The organism is Melghirimyces profundicolus, assembly GCF_003054245.1.
Taxonomy (GTDB): Bacteria; Bacillota; Bacilli; order Thermoactinomycetales; family DSM-45169; genus Melghirimyces; species Melghirimyces profundicolus.
Window position 1 is genome coordinate 63,313 of sequence record NZ_QBKR01000010.1, and the last position, 15,201, is coordinate 78,513.

Consider the following 15,201-nt stretch of genomic DNA (forward strand, 5'->3'; position numbering starts at 1 on the left):
GATGGGTAATTCCATTCCCCGCTTTCCCCTGCTGTGGGGAGAGACGCCCCTGGAGCCTCTCCCGAGGTTGGCCGCCCGGATCGGGGTGAAAGCGCTCTGGATCAAGCGGGATGATCTGACCGGCGTGGCCCTCGGCGGGAACAAACTGCGGAAGTTGGAATATCTCCTCGGGGAAGCGAAATCCGGAGACTGCGATCTGATCATAACCGGGGGAAGCCCCCAGTCCAACCACGCCCGTTTAACCGCCGGCGCGGCAAGAAAAGCTGGTCTGGAGACTTGGTTGTGTTTTGCGGGCCGGCACCGGGGAAAAGAACAGGGAAATCTCTTCCTGGACCGGTTGTTCGGTGCGACCACGTTTCTCACCGGGGTTTACGGCTCCCGAAACCTGCTGGTCGAGATGGAAAAAAAGGCGGCCATTGCCCGTGACCGTGGCCGAAAGCCTTACGTGATCCCTGTGGGAGGATCCACTCCGACAGGAGATTACGGGTACGTGGAAGCCTGGAGAGAATGGCGCTCTCAAGTCTCTCGCCGGAACCTGCCTTCCATCGACACGGTGGTGTTGGCGGCGGGCAGCGGCGGCACCCTGGCAGGCCTTCTCGCCGGAAAAACGATTCTCCCCGCTCCCGTTCACCTGATCGGGGTCAGTGTCTGGCAAAAGGAGCCGGTGCTCCGGGAGGAAGTGATCGGACTGGCCAACGGGGTCCTGAAACGGATGGATCGTCCGGAACGGGTGAACGAGGGGGAGGTGCACGTGACCGACCGCTATATCGGTCCCAAATACGGCGTGCCTTCGGAAGGAGGGATCCGGGCGATCCGTCTGTTGGCGGAGACGGAGGGTTTGCTGGCCGACCCGGTCTACACCGGAAAGGCGCTTCACGGATTGATCGATCTGGCCCGACGGGAGAACTGGACGGACAAGTCCGTCCTCTTCTGGCACACCGGGGGATCGCCGGCCCTTTTCACCCACGCGTCCGCCTTTACCCAGGACGGATCCCAAAGATAAAAAGGAGTGTCAAATAAACCCCCGCAGGGGTTTATTTTTTTTTGCCCGAATCGACGGTTTCAAGGTAAACAAGTTTGCGAAACAAACAATAATCACGTTGGAGTACATACCAAGCGCAGAAAATCGGCCTTTGAATACGAAAACCAGTTTGTATCACAAACAATTTGACATCCAGAGTCCGCAACTTCCAAAAGCCGCGGTTTCTTGATTTCGCCTCTCGAAATCGAATATAATGAAATCGATTCACAAATAGGTGATTCAACGGACGCAGTTGTTCCCGCGCGGTAGGCGATTCACTACTGGGTGGGTTTTTTCACGCATCTTTCACCTCGGAGAGATCGGGAGGGGACGGGATGAAGATCGCACTGATTGCCCATGACAAAAAGAAGGAGCAAATGATTCGATTCACGATCGCTTACCGGGAATTGTTGAAAAGCCATACGTTGTATGCGACGGGAACAACGGGAATGAAGATCGCTGAGGCCACCGGCCTTTCCGTTTACCGCTTTCTCTCGGGACCGCTGGGCGGGGATCAGCAGATCGGCGCTTTGATGGCGGAAAACCGTCTGGATTGCGTCATCTTCCTGCGGGATCCCTTGACGGCCCAACCCCATGAGCCGGACATCCTGGCCTTGTTGCGCCTGGCCGATGTGCACAACGTTCCGGTGGCGACCAATCTGGCGGCGGCGGAAGTGCTGATCCGTTCGATCCAACAAGGAGATTTTGAATGGAGAACCTTGATCCAAGAACGGTAAGATAAAGGAGATCAATCATGGAACAAGTGAAAATTCTGGCTTTTGGAGCTCATCCCGATGATGTGGAAATCGGGGCGGGGGGGATCCTTGCCCGTCACACCGCCCAGGGTATTCGGGTTGCGATCTGCGATCTGACCGACGGGGAGCTTTCTTCCAACGGCGATGTCCCCACCCGCCGGCAGGAGGCCGACCGGGCGGCGGAAATTTTGGGGCTGGCCGGCCGATATCGGCTGGGATTTCCCGACAGGGGGCTTACCGGCACACGGGAGCAGATCGACGAAATGGTCCGGTTGATTCGCCGGCTCCGCCCTCAGGTGGTGCTGGCTCCCCACTGGGATGACCGTCATCCCGATCACACCGCCTGCAGCCGGTTGGTGAAGGAGGCGGTTTTCGATGCCGCCGTGGGGAAGAAAGCGGCGGAAGACGGACAGGAACCCCACCGGGTGCAGCAACTGTTTTATTATTTTATCAACCAAACGGGGAAGGCCGATGTCATCGTTGACATCACTGAGGAATACCCCCGTAAAAAAGAGGCGATCCTGGCTTTTGAGAGCCAGTTTGTGCCGGGTCCCGGAAGAACGGAGACGCCGTTGAACCGCCCCACGTATCTCGCAATGGTGGAGGGACGCGACCAGATCTGGGGACATCAAATCGGCACCACCCACGGGGAAGGACTGGTCACTGCCCAGCCGATTCCCCTGAATGGTTTGGTTTAAAGCAAGGGAGGAGACCCATGCGCATCGGAATCACTTGCTATCCCAGTCACGGCGGATCCGGGGTGGTGGCGACGGAGTTGGGCAAGCTGATGGCGGAACGGGGCCATCAAGTCCATTTTATCTCTTATGACATGCCCTTCCGCTTGGGTCGGTTTTACCACAACGTTCATTACCACGAGGTGGAAGCCAACCGGTATGCGGTTTTTCGTTTTCCCCCTTACGACCTGGCGTTGGCCAACCGGATGGCTCAAGTGGCCAAAATCCATCAGCTTGACCTTATCCACGTTCATTATGCCGTCCCCCATGCCCTCTGTGCCTACCTTGCCAAAAAGATGGTCGGTGACTCCCTGAAGGTGGTGACCACCCTTCACGGGACGGATATTACCGTCCTCGGGGAAGATCCGTCGCTCAAAGACATCATCTGTTTCGGAATCAACCACAGCGATGCCGTTACCGCCGTGTCGGACGACCTGGTCCGGCAGACCCGGGAACTGTTCTGCGTCGACAAACAACTGACCCGGATCTACAACTTTGTGGATCCCCGGGTATATCAGCCGCTGGATGTTTCCGACATCCGCTCCGAGTACGCGGCAACGGAGGAAAAACTGCTCCTGCATATTTCCAACTTCCGGGCGGTGAAGCGGACCACGGATGTGATCCGGATCTTTGAAAAAGTACAACAGGAAGTGGCCGCCCGTCTCATCCTGGTGGGCGAGGGTCCGGAATGGTCCCGGACCGTCCAGATGGTTAAGGAGTTGGGGCTGGAATCCCGGGTGATGTTTCTGGGCAAACAGGACGAAGTGGCCCGGCTGATCTCTCTGGCTGACCTTCTCCTGCTTCCCTCCTCCAAAGAGAGTTTCGGCCTGGTTGCCCTCGAAGCCATGGCCTGCGGGGTGCCCACCGTGGGTTCCAATGCCGGGGGCCTTCCGGAGGTGGTGGTTCACGGGGAGACCGGATACCTGGCGGAGATCGGGGACACTGAGGCCATGGCTGCCCAGGCGGTCCGTTTGCTGTCCGATCCCGTGTTGTACCGCCGTTTTTCGGAAAACGGAGTGAGGTTGGCGAGGGAACGGTTTTCCGCTGAAAAAATCGCCGGTCAATACGAAGATCTATACCGCCAGGTGATCGGGAAATGACCGAGGTCCGGGAAGCCGCCTTCAAGGTGTTGGCCCGGTTGGAGAAAGCCGGCCATCAGGCCTACTTGGTCGGGGGATGTGTCCGGGACCGGCTCCTGGGGATGGAACCGGCGGATTACGATATCGCCACCGACGCCCGTCCGGAAAGGGTGCAGGCGCTGTTTCCCAAAACGGTGGCCACCGGATTGAAGCACGGCACCGTGACCGTTCTGATGGACGGGCAAAGCGTGGAAGTCACCACCTTCCGCAGGGAAACCGGCTACCGGGACCACCGTCGCCCCGACCGCGTCAGGTTTGTAACGGAACTCCGCCAGGATCTGTCCCGCCGGGATTTCACCGTCAATGCGATGGCGGAAGATCGCCGGGGCCGCCTCCATGATCCCTTCAACGGAGCGGCGGATCTGAAGCAAGGAGTGATCCGGACGGTGGGGAGAGCGGAGGATCGCTTTGCCGAAGATGCATTGAGAATGATCCGGGCCCTTCGCTTCTCCGCGCAGCTCGGGTTCCGACTGGAAAAGAAGACCCGGACGGCCCTGGAGCGGCAAAAACCACTTCTCCGCCACCTGGCGGTGGAACGGGTGACGGGGGAGCTGGAGAAAGTGTGGAAGGCGGAGGAACCTTCACGGGCCTTGCGTCCGCTTTGGGAAATGGAACTCTTTCCTCATCTTCCGCCCTTTGCCGCCTGGGGGGTTCCCGTACCCGCTCCCCGGATTCCGTTCATTCGGGTGGATACGGCAAAAACCCGCCGAGCCCGCTGGTCCCTGTTTCTCCACCTGTGCGGAGTGAAAGGGGAAGAGGCGGAACGCCGGTTATCCAGTTTCCGTCTTTCGGCCAACGAGGTCCGGGCGATCAGCACCATACACCGGCTGGCAGTGAACTGGGACCTTTCCCCCCAAGATGTGGTCACGGGAAAGAAGCGGCTGCTCCGTCACGGGTTCGAGCCCTTGGAAGCGGCACTCACCGCCGCCGCCCGGATACGGGGGTGGGAATCCGCCGAAGAAGCGGTTCTCCGGTCCGCCCTTCACCGGTGGCACCGGGAGATGCCGGTCCACCGATTGGAAGAACTCCGGTTGAACGGACAGGAGTTGATCCGGGCGCTTCACCAACCTCCCGGACCGTGGGTGGGGTCGGTGCTGCAATCGTTGTTGGAAAAAGCGGCCCTCGGGGAGGTCCCCAATGAGAGGGAGGCGCTGATCAGGGAGGGACGACGCCTTGTCGAGCCGAATACGTGAACAATTGTTATCCCTGCTTCTTCATAACACCGACTCATTTATATCGGGCGAGGAGATCAGCCGCCGGCTGCAATGCAGCCGGGCAGCGGTCTGGAAACAGATCGAGGAACTCCGGAAGGAAGGATACCAGATCGAAGCCCGTCCCAAAAAAGGGTACCGGCTCGTTCACCGGCCGGACCGGGTGGCCCCTGAAGAGCTGAAACCCCACCTTTCCACCCGGCGGTTCGGCCGCCGGATCCTGTACCGGCAGAGCCTTCCGTCCACCCAACCCCTGGCCCATGACTGGGCCCGGCAGGGGGCCGAAGAAGGGGCATTGATCATCACGGAAGAACAGACCCAAGGCCGGGGGCGGATGGGACGGGTCTGGCATTCGCCGCCCCACAGCGGCATCTGGATGAGCCTGATCCTGAGGCCGCCGGTTCCCCTCGCTCAAGCCCCCCAGCTGACCCTCTTGGCGTCCGTGGGATTGACCCGTGCCCTCCGGAGAGAAACCGGCTTGGATATCCAAATCAAGTGGCCCAATGATCTTCTGATCGGGCGCAAAAAATTCTGCGGGATTCTGACGGAAACCCGGGGGGAGCAGGACCGGGTCCAGTATGTGGTTCTGGGAACGGGCATCAACGTCAACGTGTCCGGGACTCATTGGCCGGATGAATTAAAGGATACCGCCACTTCGCTGATGATTGAAGGAAAGCGCTCCTACCGGCGGGCGGACCTGATCGCAGCCATCCTGAAAGAATTGGAAGAGCTGTATGACGGCTATCTCTCCCACGGTTTTGAGCCGATCCGAATCTTATGGGAGGAGTACGCGGGCATGCTGGGCCGGAACGTGCGCACGTTGACCCCCCGTGGGCCCGTGGAGGGGACCGCGGTCGGCCTGGACGGGTCGGGCGCTCTCCTCCTTCGACAGGGAGAAGAAGTGATCCCGGTGTTTTCCGCCGACATCGACTATTGACGGAAAGCATTGTCACCGAAGAGAAGATCGTTTAATCTAAGAGGGAAGCGGTGGCATCCTGCGGGAGCCGCACGCAAAACTCCCTTTTACCATCCGTGTTTTTCATCCTTTTATCCATTCTGCTCTGAGCCCACGGGACGGAGACAGAGGTACCGTCGGAAACGGACGTCTTCTGGACTCCCTTGCGGCCGGAAGGCGTTTTTTGTTGTGTCACCTCTGACTCCGGAGCGTATCACAAGGAGGTTTGTGCCATGTCCGCACAAGGAAATCAAGTGACGCTTCGGACACTGGACCAGATGAAACAGGAACAAACCAAAATCGCCATGGTGACCGCCTACGATTACCCCTCGGCCAAACTGGCGGAAGCCGGAGGAGCGGACCTTCTCCTCGTCGGAGATTCCCTGGGGATGGTGGTTCTCGGTTATGATTCCACTGTGCGGGTCACCCTGGACGAAATGCTTCACCATACCAAAGCGGTGGTCCGCGGTGCGACCCGTCCCCTTGTGGTGACGGACCTTCCCTTCCTGACGGCCCATCTGAGCCGGGAGGAAGCCCTGAAAGCGGCCGGGCGCCTGTTGCAGGAAGGGGGGGCACAAGCGGTCAAAGTGGAAGGCTGCAACGGGGTATTGGAGAACATTCGCGCCTGTGTGGAGGCGGGGATCCCCGTTATGGGCCATATCGGGCTGACGCCCCAATCGGTTCACCAGCTCGGCGGATACCGGATCCAGGGAAAAGATGCAGATTCGGCCCGACGACTGATGGAGGAAGCCAAACGCCTGGAGGAGGCGGGAATTTTCGCCCTGGTGCTGGAATGCGTCCCTGAAGAAGTGGCCGAACGGATCACCGGGGGGCTCACCATCCCCACCATCGGAATCGGCGCCGGACGCGCTTGCGACGGACAGGTCCTGGTGTACCACGACCTGCTTCAATACGGGAGCGATTTGAAGCCCCGTTTCGTCAAAGCCTATGCCCGGACGGGGGAAGAAGCCGTCCGGGGCATCTCCCGGTACGTGCAGGAAGTGCGGGAAGGGATGTTCCCCGGAGAAGAACACACCTTCCACCTTCATGCTTCCGTGGTGGACCGTCTTTACGGCGGGAAAGGGAGGGAACGACCGTGAAAACCGTTCGCACCATCGACGAACTCCGGAAACTTCTTGCTCCGCAAAGGAGAAAGACCTTGGGTCTGGTGCCCACCATGGGTTACCTGCACCGTGGACACCTCAGCCTGATCGAACGGGCGGTGAAAGAATGCGACCGGGTCGTGGTTTCGCTCTTCGTCAACCCGCTCCAGTTCGGTCCGGGAGAAGATCTGGAGCGGTATCCCCGGGATCCGGACCGGGACGTTCGCCTGGCCGAGCAGGCGGGGGCGGACATTCTGTTCGCTCCTTCCACCGCGGAAATGTACCCCGCGGGCGCCCAAACCGTCGTCCGTGTTTCCGGTTTGACCGACCGCCTGTGCGGCGCCTCCCGTCCCGGGCATTTTGACGGGGTGGCCACGGTGGTGTCCAAGCTGTTTCATATCGTGGAACCGGACCGGGCTTACTTCGGACTGAAAGACGCCCAGCAGGTCGCCGTGATCCAACGAATGGTGGAAGACCTCAACTTTCCCGTTACGATCGTTCCCTGTCCCACGGTCCGGGAAGAAGATGGACTGGCCATGAGCTCCCGCAATGTTTACCTGTCGGCGGAGGATCGAAAAAAAGCGGCTTCCATTTACCGTGCCCTCCGGGAAGCGACCCGGAAACGGAAAACCGGAGAGGTGTCCACGGCCTCCCAAGCGGTCCGAATGATCCGGGAGCAGCTGGAAGCCGTCCCCGGTCTCACCGTCGAGTATGCGGAAGTTTTGAGTTATCCCGGCCTGGAACCCGTCAACGAACTGCGATCCCAGCAGGTGATCGCGGCGGTGGCTGTCCGACTGGGACGCACCCGTCTGATCGATAACGTGATTTGGCCGAAAGAGGAGGGATCCCCATGTTCCGCACCATGATGAAATCCAAGATCCACCGGGCCACGGTGACGGAAGCCAACCTCCACTACGTGGGGAGCGTCACCATCGACGAAGACCTGATGGAAAAAGTGGACATTCTGCCCAACGAAAAAGTGCAGATCGTCAACAACAACAACGGGGCACGATTGGAAACCTATGTCATCCCCGGGCCCCGGAACAGCGGCATTATCTGCCTCAACGGAGCTGCCGCCCGTCTGGTACAACCGGGAGACACCGTAATTATCATTTCCTACAGCATCATGACGGAAGAAGAAGCCAAAAATCACCAACCCCGGATCGCCATCATGGGAGAGAATAATCGAGTGATGGAGATGCGAGGGAGAGAAATCCACGGAGCAATCAACTAAAACAGACAAGTTTGCAATATAAACATATCAATCATTCATGGCGGTAAAGATATCCCCAAGGGAGATCTTCACCGCCATTTTTGCATGGTTCGACCCCGGACTTGGAGATACTTTCAGATATCCATCCCTACATGATCACGGGAAAGGAGGGGGAACATGTTCCGGCAGTGGGTGCAGGAAGTGAGAAGGCGTCTTTCCGAAATCGAGGATCAATACGGTCAGGCACCGATTCAGGACCGTAACAGACTCCGGGACGGATTTCGGCGAATCCATCAGGATGTGAATCAACTCCTGGAAGCTTGGGTGAACTTGGAAGAACAAGTGACTGCCATCCTGAAAAAATACCCGGACCTGGCGGCGGAAGAAGAGGAAGTCGGGGAGGAATTTTTCCTGGACAGCCGGGCGGTTCGGGCATTCCGGCAGGGGCAGGGTTATTATCATCTGAAAATGTTTTCCGAAGCCCACCCCTATTTCCGGGAAGTGGTGGAGAAAGAACCGGATTTTCTCCTCGGCCGGCTGTATCTCGCCCTGAGTGATTTCCAGCAGGGGAAACTGGTGGATGCCCAACGGGAGTTCCAATTGGTGGCAGGCATCACCGAACTTCCCCAATTCCAATCGTTCACCCATCACATGCTGGGGTGTATCCACGTCAAAGAAGGGCGGGACGAACAAGGCATCCGTCAATTCGAAAAATCGATCTCCATCGATTCCGACAGTCGGGACACCTGGTTCAACCTGGGGGCTTGCCACTACCGCTTGGGCCGTTACCACGAGGCGATCCCCCCCTTTTTTCATTCCCTCCGGCTGGATGAGGAGGACTGGGAAGCGATGTATTATCTCTCCTGTTGTTACGAAAAACTGGGACAGTGGGAGAGTGTTTCTTACTGGCGAATGGCTTCTTACCACAAAACGAAGCATCCGGCCGTGATGGAGTCCATGGCCCGTTATTTCGAAGAGATCGGGGATCTTCGTCGGGCCGTCCACTGGTACCGAAAATTGGTGACCGCCGATCCCCGGAAAGCCACCGGTTACCATGGTCTCAGCTGGAACCTCTGGCTTCTGGGACAAAAGCGGGAATCCTTCGCCGTCCTTCAGAAAGGGTTATCCCTCGAACCGGAAAACGAAAACCTGCTCTTTACCTATGTGTGGTATCTTCTCCAGTCCGGGGATGTGGAACAGGTGCGAAAGGCTTTGTCCCGCCTGCCGGGAAGGCTTGCCGATCACCCGTTGTGGCTGGTTCTTAAATCCCGGTTGTCCGTTCATTGCCGTGACTATGAAGAAGCGGAAGCCGTAGCCCGCCAAGTGATCGCCTCAGAGGAGCCTCTGGCCCGCTCTCTCGGATATTACCAATTGGGACGGGTCCTTTTGGAGAAACGACAGCCCGATCAGGCGGTGGACTCCTTCCGAAAAGCCCGGGAGCTGAGCCCCCAATGGGAAGAGCCGGTCTTTTACGAGGGATTGTGCCACTTTCTGAACGGGTGCACGGAAGAGACCCGGCAATGCTGGGAAACCATCCCTCTGAAGAATCACTCCGTCGGTTAAGGAGGCCGTCCTACATGCATACCATCTGGAAGGGTTCCATCAGTTTCGGGCTGGTCCACATCCCCGTCCGGATGTTTACGGCCACCCAGGAGAAAAGCGTCTCCTTCCGCAGCCTGCACAAAAAATGCAAAACCCCGATCAAATACAACCGCCACTGTCCCAACTGCGACGTCGACGTTCCCTGGGAAGACGTGGTGAAAGGATATGAATACGGCGACAACCAGTTCATCCTGATGGAAAAGGAAGAGCTGGACGCGATCATGCCGGAGAACCGGAAGTCGATCGAACTCCTGGATTTCGTCAAGCTGGAAGAGATCGATCCCATCTACTTCGACAAAACGTATTACCTCGGTCCCGGGGATCATGGAGACCGAGCCTACTCCCTTCTGCGGGATGCCATGAGGGAAACGGGGAAGATCGGGGTGGCCAAAATCACGATCCGGGCCAAACAGTCCCTGGCGGTCGTCCGTGTCTACCAGCAGTGTTTGGTGCTGGAGACGATTTTTTATCCCGACGAGGTCCGGGATGCCGGACAGGTCCCCGATGTGCCGACCCAGCTGGAGTTGCCCGATAAAGAAATGGATATGGCCAAGCAATTGATCGATAACCTGACAACGGAATTTGACCCCGACAAGTACCAGGACGAATACCGTCAGGCGTTGCAGGAAGCGATCGAGAAGAAGGCCAAGGGGGAAGAAGTGGTCGAAGCCCCCGAGAAGAAACCGGAACGGGTGGTCGACTTGATGGAAGCCCTGAAGGCCAGTCTGGAAGAGTCGGGGGGGAAAAAGGGGAAGAAGGGAACCAAAAAGAAAAAGGCCGCCAAATAGGGCGACTCATTTTCTCCAGTACCGGATGTGGATTTCCTCGTCGGTGGGCCGGGTCTTCACTTCCCGACCCTTCTCATCCCGGAAAACTTCCACTTTTCGGTAGTGTTCCACCCGCCAGTTTTTCTCTTCGGTCGTTCCCTGGTACTCCAGTCGGGTTTCCGGCTGAAGAGCAGCGGATCCGGGACGGGCCATCGCCGGCGTGACACCGCCGGTTTGCACCTGACTCCGGACCGCCAGCACACCGGCCAGCATCAGGTTGATTGCAATCACGGTCACCAAAAGGGCTTGAACCAGGGTGTTTTTTACGGACTCATTCATGAATGCCTGCCTCCTGCGTGTTTGTACATGTTTATGGGCCGAAAAGCCGATTCATACATGGGAGGCAGGCTGAATCAGAGATCCATCCGCATGGGCTCAGGGCATGTCGAGCAAGAACCACAGCGAGATAATGCCCACCGATACATGAAAGGCGGCTTCCAGCCAATTCGGCGAAGAGGATTGGAAGTATTGCACCACGCGGTATGCGGAACGGATCAGGATGATGATCAGCGCAATCTGGACCAGCAGCACCGGCATAAAAAAACACCTCCCTTCCGAAACTAAATTATTCGGAGCGGAGGTGTTTTTATGCCGGGAATCGGGGGGGACCCTAGGAAGAACGGGATAACTGAGAGGGAGTGATATCCGTGATCCGTCCGATCATCCCCATGGAGCCGGTTTTCCGGGAGGACGTGTTCCAATCCGACCAATGGCTGTACCAGATCAAGTGGGATGGGGTACGGATGCTGGCCTTCCGGGAAGAAAAGGAGATCGAGCTATACAATCGGAAGGGCCGGCGCCGGACCCACTGGTATCCCGAGGTGACGGAGGCGGTCCGCCGGCTGGACTGCCGCTCCGCTGTCCTGGACGGGGAGATCATCGCACTGGAGGAGGGGAGACCCGATTTTTTCCGGGTGTTGAAACGGGAACTCCTCTCCGATTCCCGAAAACTTCCTTCTCTCATTCAAAAGGTACCGATTCAGTACATTGTGTTCGACCTTTTGTACCTGGACGGGGAGGAGTTGACGGGGAAACCCCTCCGGATCCGGCTGGAAGCGTTGTCCCATCTGTTTGACAACGGCGGGGCGGACCCTCTTCACCTCTGCGATTCCTTTGATGACGGACCCGGTTTGTGGGAGGTGACGGGCGAGCGGGGGTGGGAAGGAATCGTGATGAAAGAGAGGGAAGGCCGATACCATCCCGGACGGAAGCATCCCACCTGGCAGAAGGCGAAGCATTTTCAGTCCCTGACGGCAACGGCGGTCGGGGCCCTGTACCGCGGAAACGTGGTTCACTCACTCCTTTTGGGGATGTGGGACAACGACCGGTGGATCTATATCGGTCGGGCCGGATCCGGCCTTTCCGGGGAGGAGCGGCGGATGCTCACGAATGCGGTTCCATCCCTTCGAAGGGAAAGCCCTCCCGTAGCCAACCCCCCGAAAGGGAGAAACCCGGGGGTGGTTTGGATGGAACCGTTGCTTCGGATGGAAGTCAAGTTCCTGGAATGGACTCCTCACGGGACACTCCGTTCACCGGTGATTGTCGGTTTTCGCCTGCCGGAAAAATAAGAACAACCCGGAGGCTCCGGGTTGTTCGGGTCTTCCTTCACCAAAAAGGACGGAAGGGGCCGAAAAACGGGGATCCGAAGGGGAAGAAAGGGAAAAACGGAAACCCGAAAAAGGGGAAAAAGATGTTGGTTTGAGCGTCTTCGCCATAACCGCCGTAATCATAACCGTCATCGTGGCCATACCCGTAACCGTCTTCCATGTCAGAGACCAAGGCCGGGTTGTGGTCAAAACCGGCGTAAGGATCGGAGAAGGCTCCCTGGAAATCATAAAGGGGGGGAGCATAGCTGTATGTCGGTGGTCCTTGGGCTCCCGGTGCCGGTTGGGAACCGGGGGTGGGCTTCCATTCGTCGTTCTGGGACATGATGATTCCTCCTCATTGATGATCTCTCTATCCACTAAGCAATGTATGAAGAGAAGTCGGAATGGGTCATTTGTCCCGGTCAATTTGGGCTCACGAGAACAGGAGGAGGCGAGATGCAAGACCGTCATGTACGGATCGAAGGAAGGGAAATCAAGATTTCCAATCCGGATAAACGGCTGTTTCCCGACTGGACCAAATGGGAATGGATTCTGCATTTGACCCGGTTGGCTCCGTACCTTCTTCCCTATGCCCGGGGGCGGTATCTGACGACGATCCGTTACCCTGACGGGGTGGAGGGGAAATCCTTTTATCAGAAAAACATACCCTCCCACGCTCCGGAATGGGTCCAAAGCGTCCGTTCGGGGGATGTCCGCTACATCCTGCTCCAGGATGCTCCGACCCTGATCTGGCTGGGAAACCTCGCCAGCCTGGAGTTCCATGTCTCCTTCGACCGGGCAGAGCGGCCGGGATACCCCACGGAGCTGGTCTTTGACATCGACCCTTCCGTAAAAGACTTCCAAGCGGTGATGGAGACGGCCCTCCTCACCCGGGAGGCGCTTTCTTCCATGGATCTCGACGGTGTGGTCAAAACCTCCGGGGCGACCGGGCTTCAGATTTACGTTCCGATCCAGCCCCGGTTCTCCTTTGAACAGACCCGTCGGATCAGCGAGTTCCTGGCCCGCTACCTGCGCGATCGCCATCCATCGCTCATCACGCTGGAACGGAAGGTAAAAAATCGCGGCCATCGGGTCTACTTCGATTACCTTCAACACTGGAAGGGAAAATCCCTGATCACCGCTTACTCGCCCCGGGCGCGTCGGGAGGCCACCGTTTCGGTTCCCCTGGAATGGGTGGAGTTGAAACCGGGACTGACCCCTCAAGATTTCACCCTGGAGACGGTTCACCAGCGGCTGGAAGAAAAAGGAGATCTGTTTGCCCCGATTTCCCGGCCGAACCATCGATACGATCTGTCCGACATCCTTCGGTTCCTCCGGTGAAAATTCGCTCTTTTTCCTTGCGCAAAGGAAAGAACTGGGGTATGTTGGGGTTACACCCATGATGCAACCTATCAAAGGGGGAAGGCGATGAAACGGCTCTTGACCCATGCTCGCATCCTGACGATGAAAAAAGGGGATTCACCGGTTCGGGACGGATACCTCCTGATGAACGGAGACACCATCGCCCAAGTGGGGGAAGGGAATCCCCCTTCGGACTGGGATGAAGTGACGGACATGAAAGGGAGGCTGATCCTTCCGGGGTTCATTAATACCCACGGCCATGCGGCAATGACGCTTCTGCGCGGATACGCCGATGATCTGCCGCTTCAGACCTGGCTGGAAGACAAAATGTGGCCGATCGAAGGAAAATTCGGCCCTCGTCAGGTGAAGTGGGGAACGTCACTGGCCGTGATCGAAATGATCCGGGGAGGGACCACCTGCTTTGCCGACATGTACGACCACATGGAAGAAGTGGCCCGGGTCGTGGAGGAAACGGGGATCCGGGCCAGCCTCTGCCGGGGCGTCATCGGGCTGGGAAATGAAGCGGAGCGGGAAGCCAAACGGCGGGAATCGGTCCGCTTCGTCCGGGATTGGGACGGACAGGCCGACGGGAGGATCTCTGCGATGATGGCTCCCCATGCTCCCTATACCTGTCCTCCCGCCTACATTGAAGCCATCGTGGCGGACGCGGCGGAAGCGAATGTCCCGATCCACATTCATCTGTCGGAGACCCGGGCCGAAGTGGAACAAAACGTCAAAGATTACGGCCTTCGCCCAGTGGAGCACCTGAGAAGGCTGGGCGTGTTTGATCGTCCGGCCTTGGTCGCCCACGCCGTTCACGTGACGAAGGAAGAAATTGGAATCCTCGCCGAACACGGGGTCAAAGTCTCTCACAACCCCGGAAGTAACCTGAAACTGGGCAGCGGCATCGCTCCCGTCCCCACCATGTTAAAGAGAGGCCTGCGACCTTCTCTGGGAACCGACTCCGCCGCCAGCAACAACAACCTCGACATGCTGGAAGAAATCCGGTTGGCCGCCCTGATCCACAAAGGAGCCCACATGGATCCGGAAGCCGTCCCCGCGGAGACCGCTTTGGAAATGGGCACCTTGTACGGAGCCGAATCCCTGTTTTGGGATCACGAGATCGGGACCCTGGAACCCGGTAAGAAGGCGGATCTGATCTCTTTGGATCTCGACGGTGCTCACATGCAACCTCCCCACGATCTCTTGTCCCACGTGGTATATGCCGCCGGCAGCGCCGATGTCCAGGATGTTTTTGTAAATGGACGTCCGCTGATGCGAAACCGGGAACTCCTGACCATCGACGAAGAGAGGGTCAAATTTGAAGCGAAGGAGGCTTACCGGGAAGTGGCGCCATAAAAAAGCCGCCGGCCGGCGGCAAAAAAATCAAGGCGGGAAGTATAGGCAGGAGAAAATTAGTCAGACTAAAACATAACTTTAACTTTGCATATCGATATCCAGGTGGAAACGCAAAGGAATTTCCAGCGGCGGATCCTCAAACCACCACTTTCTCGAGGAGGGAGAAGCCCAGGATTCTGCGTGCAGGTACGTTTGGATCCGGTTCCATTCCTCACCGGAAAAATGGGGTGCCAGCTCGTCGCAGATCCACCTGGTGGAAAGGGTAGCATCCATCGGCTCACCTCCTTGCGTACGAATAGTATCACCCTGCCTTTCCCCGATATGTCTAACACAT

18 protein-coding genes are annotated in these 15,201 nt (G+C 57.9%); 14 read left to right on the forward strand and 4 right to left on the reverse strand.

What is annotated here, in order from left to right; translation table 11 throughout:
* Position 1 precedes the first annotated feature (1 nt).
* From C8P63_RS08625 to ku, 11 genes are all read left to right on the forward strand, one after another.
* Entirely contained in the window at positions 2 to 1,003 is a 1,002-nt protein-coding gene (locus C8P63_RS08625) for a D-cysteine desulfhydrase family protein (RefSeq protein ID WP_108023217.1), read from the forward strand.
* Positions 1,004 to 1,356: 353 nt separating this feature from the next.
* Entirely contained in the window at positions 1,357 to 1,758 is a 402-nt protein-coding gene (gene mgsA / locus C8P63_RS08630) for a methylglyoxal synthase (protein WP_108023219.1), read from the forward strand.
* A gap of 17 nt (positions 1,759 to 1,775) precedes the next feature.
* Positions 1,776 to 2,474: a bacillithiol biosynthesis deacetylase BshB1 gene (gene bshB1, locus C8P63_RS08635; RefSeq protein WP_108023221.1), complete on the forward strand. Its 699-nt coding sequence runs from the start codon at positions 1,776 to 1,778 to the stop codon at positions 2,472 to 2,474.
* A gap of 17 nt (positions 2,475 to 2,491) precedes the next feature.
* Entirely contained in the window at positions 2,492 to 3,610 is a 1,119-nt protein-coding gene (gene bshA / locus C8P63_RS08640) for an N-acetyl-alpha-D-glucosaminyl L-malate synthase BshA (protein ID WP_108023223.1), read from the forward strand.
* Positions 3,607 to 4,842: a CCA tRNA nucleotidyltransferase gene (locus tag C8P63_RS08645; RefSeq protein WP_108023225.1), complete on the forward strand. Its 1,236-nt coding sequence runs from the start codon at positions 3,607 to 3,609 to the stop codon at positions 4,840 to 4,842. Before bshA ends, C8P63_RS08645 begins: the two co-directional genes overlap by 4 nt.
* Positions 4,823 to 5,797, forward strand: coding sequence for a biotin--[acetyl-CoA-carboxylase] ligase (locus C8P63_RS08650; RefSeq protein WP_108023227.1), 975 nt, complete (start codon positions 4,823 to 4,825; stop codon positions 5,795 to 5,797). The genes C8P63_RS08645 and C8P63_RS08650 overlap by 20 nt, the downstream gene beginning before the upstream one ends.
* A gap of 251 nt (positions 5,798 to 6,048) precedes the next feature.
* The gene (gene panB, locus C8P63_RS08655) at positions 6,049 to 6,915 is read left to right on the forward strand and encodes a 3-methyl-2-oxobutanoate hydroxymethyltransferase (protein ID WP_108023229.1); all 867 of its coding nucleotides are present in this window, start codon (positions 6,049 to 6,051) and stop codon (positions 6,913 to 6,915) included.
* A complete protein-coding gene (panC, locus tag C8P63_RS08660) occupies positions 6,912 to 7,784 on the forward strand; it encodes a pantoate--beta-alanine ligase (protein WP_108023231.1) in 873 nt (290 codons plus the stop codon). Before panB ends, panC begins: the two co-directional genes overlap by 4 nt.
* Positions 7,769 to 8,152 carry an aspartate 1-decarboxylase gene (gene panD, locus C8P63_RS08665; protein WP_108023233.1) on the forward strand — a complete coding sequence of 128 codons (384 nt, stop codon included), beginning with the start codon at positions 7,769 to 7,771 and terminating at the stop codon, positions 8,150 to 8,152. The genes panC and panD overlap by 16 nt, the downstream gene beginning before the upstream one ends.
* Before the next feature lie 156 nt (positions 8,153 to 8,308).
* Positions 8,309 to 9,694, forward strand: a complete 1,386-nt coding sequence (locus tag C8P63_RS08670) for a tetratricopeptide repeat protein (protein ID WP_108023235.1) — start codon at positions 8,309 to 8,311, stop codon at positions 9,692 to 9,694.
* A 14-nt stretch (positions 9,695 to 9,708) separates the two neighbouring features.
* Complete coding sequence (ku, locus tag C8P63_RS08675; RefSeq protein ID WP_108023237.1) at positions 9,709 to 10,521, forward strand: non-homologous end joining protein Ku; 813 nt, start codon at positions 9,709 to 9,711, stop codon at positions 10,519 to 10,521.
* 6 nt (positions 10,522 to 10,527) lie between these two features.
* On the opposite strand, the gene C8P63_RS08680 is transcribed toward ku, so the two are convergent.
* Both C8P63_RS08680 and C8P63_RS19070 read right to left on the reverse strand, forming a co-directional pair.
* The gene (locus tag C8P63_RS08680; protein ID WP_108023239.1) at positions 10,528 to 10,839 is read right to left on the reverse strand and encodes a hypothetical protein; all 312 of its coding nucleotides are present in this window, start codon (positions 10,837 to 10,839) and stop codon (positions 10,528 to 10,530) included.
* 96 nt (positions 10,840 to 10,935) lie between these two features.
* Entirely contained in the window at positions 10,936 to 11,097 is a 162-nt protein-coding gene (locus C8P63_RS19070; protein ID WP_170109576.1) for a hypothetical protein, read from the reverse strand.
* A gap of 110 nt (positions 11,098 to 11,207) precedes the next feature.
* On the opposite strand from C8P63_RS19070, the gene ligD (C8P63_RS08685) reads away from it, so the two are divergent.
* Positions 11,208 to 12,128, forward strand: coding sequence for a non-homologous end-joining DNA ligase (gene ligD / locus C8P63_RS08685; RefSeq protein ID WP_108023241.1), 921 nt, complete (start codon positions 11,208 to 11,210; stop codon positions 12,126 to 12,128).
* A 37-nt stretch (positions 12,129 to 12,165) separates the two neighbouring features.
* On the opposite strand, the gene C8P63_RS08690 is transcribed toward ligD (C8P63_RS08685), so the two are convergent.
* Positions 12,166 to 12,489: a hypothetical protein gene (locus tag C8P63_RS08690; protein WP_108023243.1), complete on the reverse strand. Its 324-nt coding sequence runs from the start codon at positions 12,487 to 12,489 to the stop codon at positions 12,166 to 12,168.
* 113 nt (positions 12,490 to 12,602) lie between these two features.
* Here C8P63_RS08690 and ligD (C8P63_RS08695) point away from each other — a divergent pair, with 113 nt between their 5' ends.
* Both ligD (C8P63_RS08695) and C8P63_RS08700 read left to right on the forward strand, forming a co-directional pair.
* The gene (gene ligD / locus C8P63_RS08695) at positions 12,603 to 13,487 is read left to right on the forward strand and encodes a non-homologous end-joining DNA ligase (protein WP_108023245.1); all 885 of its coding nucleotides are present in this window, start codon (positions 12,603 to 12,605) and stop codon (positions 13,485 to 13,487) included.
* Between the two features lie 87 nt (positions 13,488 to 13,574).
* Positions 13,575 to 14,867, forward strand: a complete 1,293-nt coding sequence (locus C8P63_RS08700; protein ID WP_108023247.1) for an amidohydrolase — start codon at positions 13,575 to 13,577, stop codon at positions 14,865 to 14,867.
* A gap of 78 nt (positions 14,868 to 14,945) precedes the next feature.
* Here C8P63_RS08700 and C8P63_RS08705 read toward each other — a convergent pair whose 3' ends face one another.
* On the reverse strand, positions 14,946 to 15,140 hold the full coding sequence (locus C8P63_RS08705; protein ID WP_108023249.1) for a hypothetical protein: 195 nt from the start codon (positions 15,138 to 15,140) through the stop codon (positions 14,946 to 14,948).
* Positions 15,141 to 15,201 lie beyond the last annotated feature (61 nt).

Coding starts and splice junctions, on each gene's coding strand:
- C8P63_RS08625 (WP_108023217.1), top strand. CDS start 2: ATGGGTAATTCCATTCCCCGCTTTCCCCTGCTGTGGGGAGAGACGCCC.
- mgsA (WP_108023219.1), top strand. CDS start 1,357: ATGAAGATCGCACTGATTGCCCATGACAAAAAGAAGGAGCAAATGATT.
- bshB1 (WP_108023221.1), top strand. CDS start 1,776: ATGGAACAAGTGAAAATTCTGGCTTTTGGAGCTCATCCCGATGATGTG.
- bshA (WP_108023223.1), top strand. CDS start 2,492: ATGCGCATCGGAATCACTTGCTATCCCAGTCACGGCGGATCCGGGGTG.
- C8P63_RS08645 (WP_108023225.1), top strand. CDS start 3,607: ATGACCGAGGTCCGGGAAGCCGCCTTCAAGGTGTTGGCCCGGTTGGAG.
- panB (WP_108023229.1), top strand. CDS start 6,049: ATGTCCGCACAAGGAAATCAAGTGACGCTTCGGACACTGGACCAGATG.
- panD (WP_108023233.1), top strand. CDS start 7,769: ATGTTCCGCACCATGATGAAATCCAAGATCCACCGGGCCACGGTGACG.
- C8P63_RS08670 (WP_108023235.1), top strand. CDS start 8,309: ATGTTCCGGCAGTGGGTGCAGGAAGTGAGAAGGCGTCTTTCCGAAATC.
- ku (WP_108023237.1), top strand. CDS start 9,709: ATGCATACCATCTGGAAGGGTTCCATCAGTTTCGGGCTGGTCCACATC.
- C8P63_RS08680 (WP_108023239.1), bottom strand. CDS start 10,839: ATGAATGAGTCCGTAAAAAACACCCTGGTTCAAGCCCTTTTGGTGACC.
- C8P63_RS19070 (WP_170109576.1), bottom strand. CDS start 11,097: ATGCCGGTGCTGCTGGTCCAGATTGCGCTGATCATCATCCTGATCCGT.
- C8P63_RS08690 (WP_108023243.1), bottom strand. CDS start 12,489: ATGTCCCAGAACGACGAATGGAAGCCCACCCCCGGTTCCCAACCGGCA.
- ligD (WP_108023245.1), top strand. CDS start 12,603: ATGCAAGACCGTCATGTACGGATCGAAGGAAGGGAAATCAAGATTTCC.
- C8P63_RS08700 (WP_108023247.1), top strand. CDS start 13,575: ATGAAACGGCTCTTGACCCATGCTCGCATCCTGACGATGAAAAAAGGG.
- C8P63_RS08705 (WP_108023249.1), bottom strand. CDS start 15,140: ATGGATGCTACCCTTTCCACCAGGTGGATCTGCGACGAGCTGGCACCC.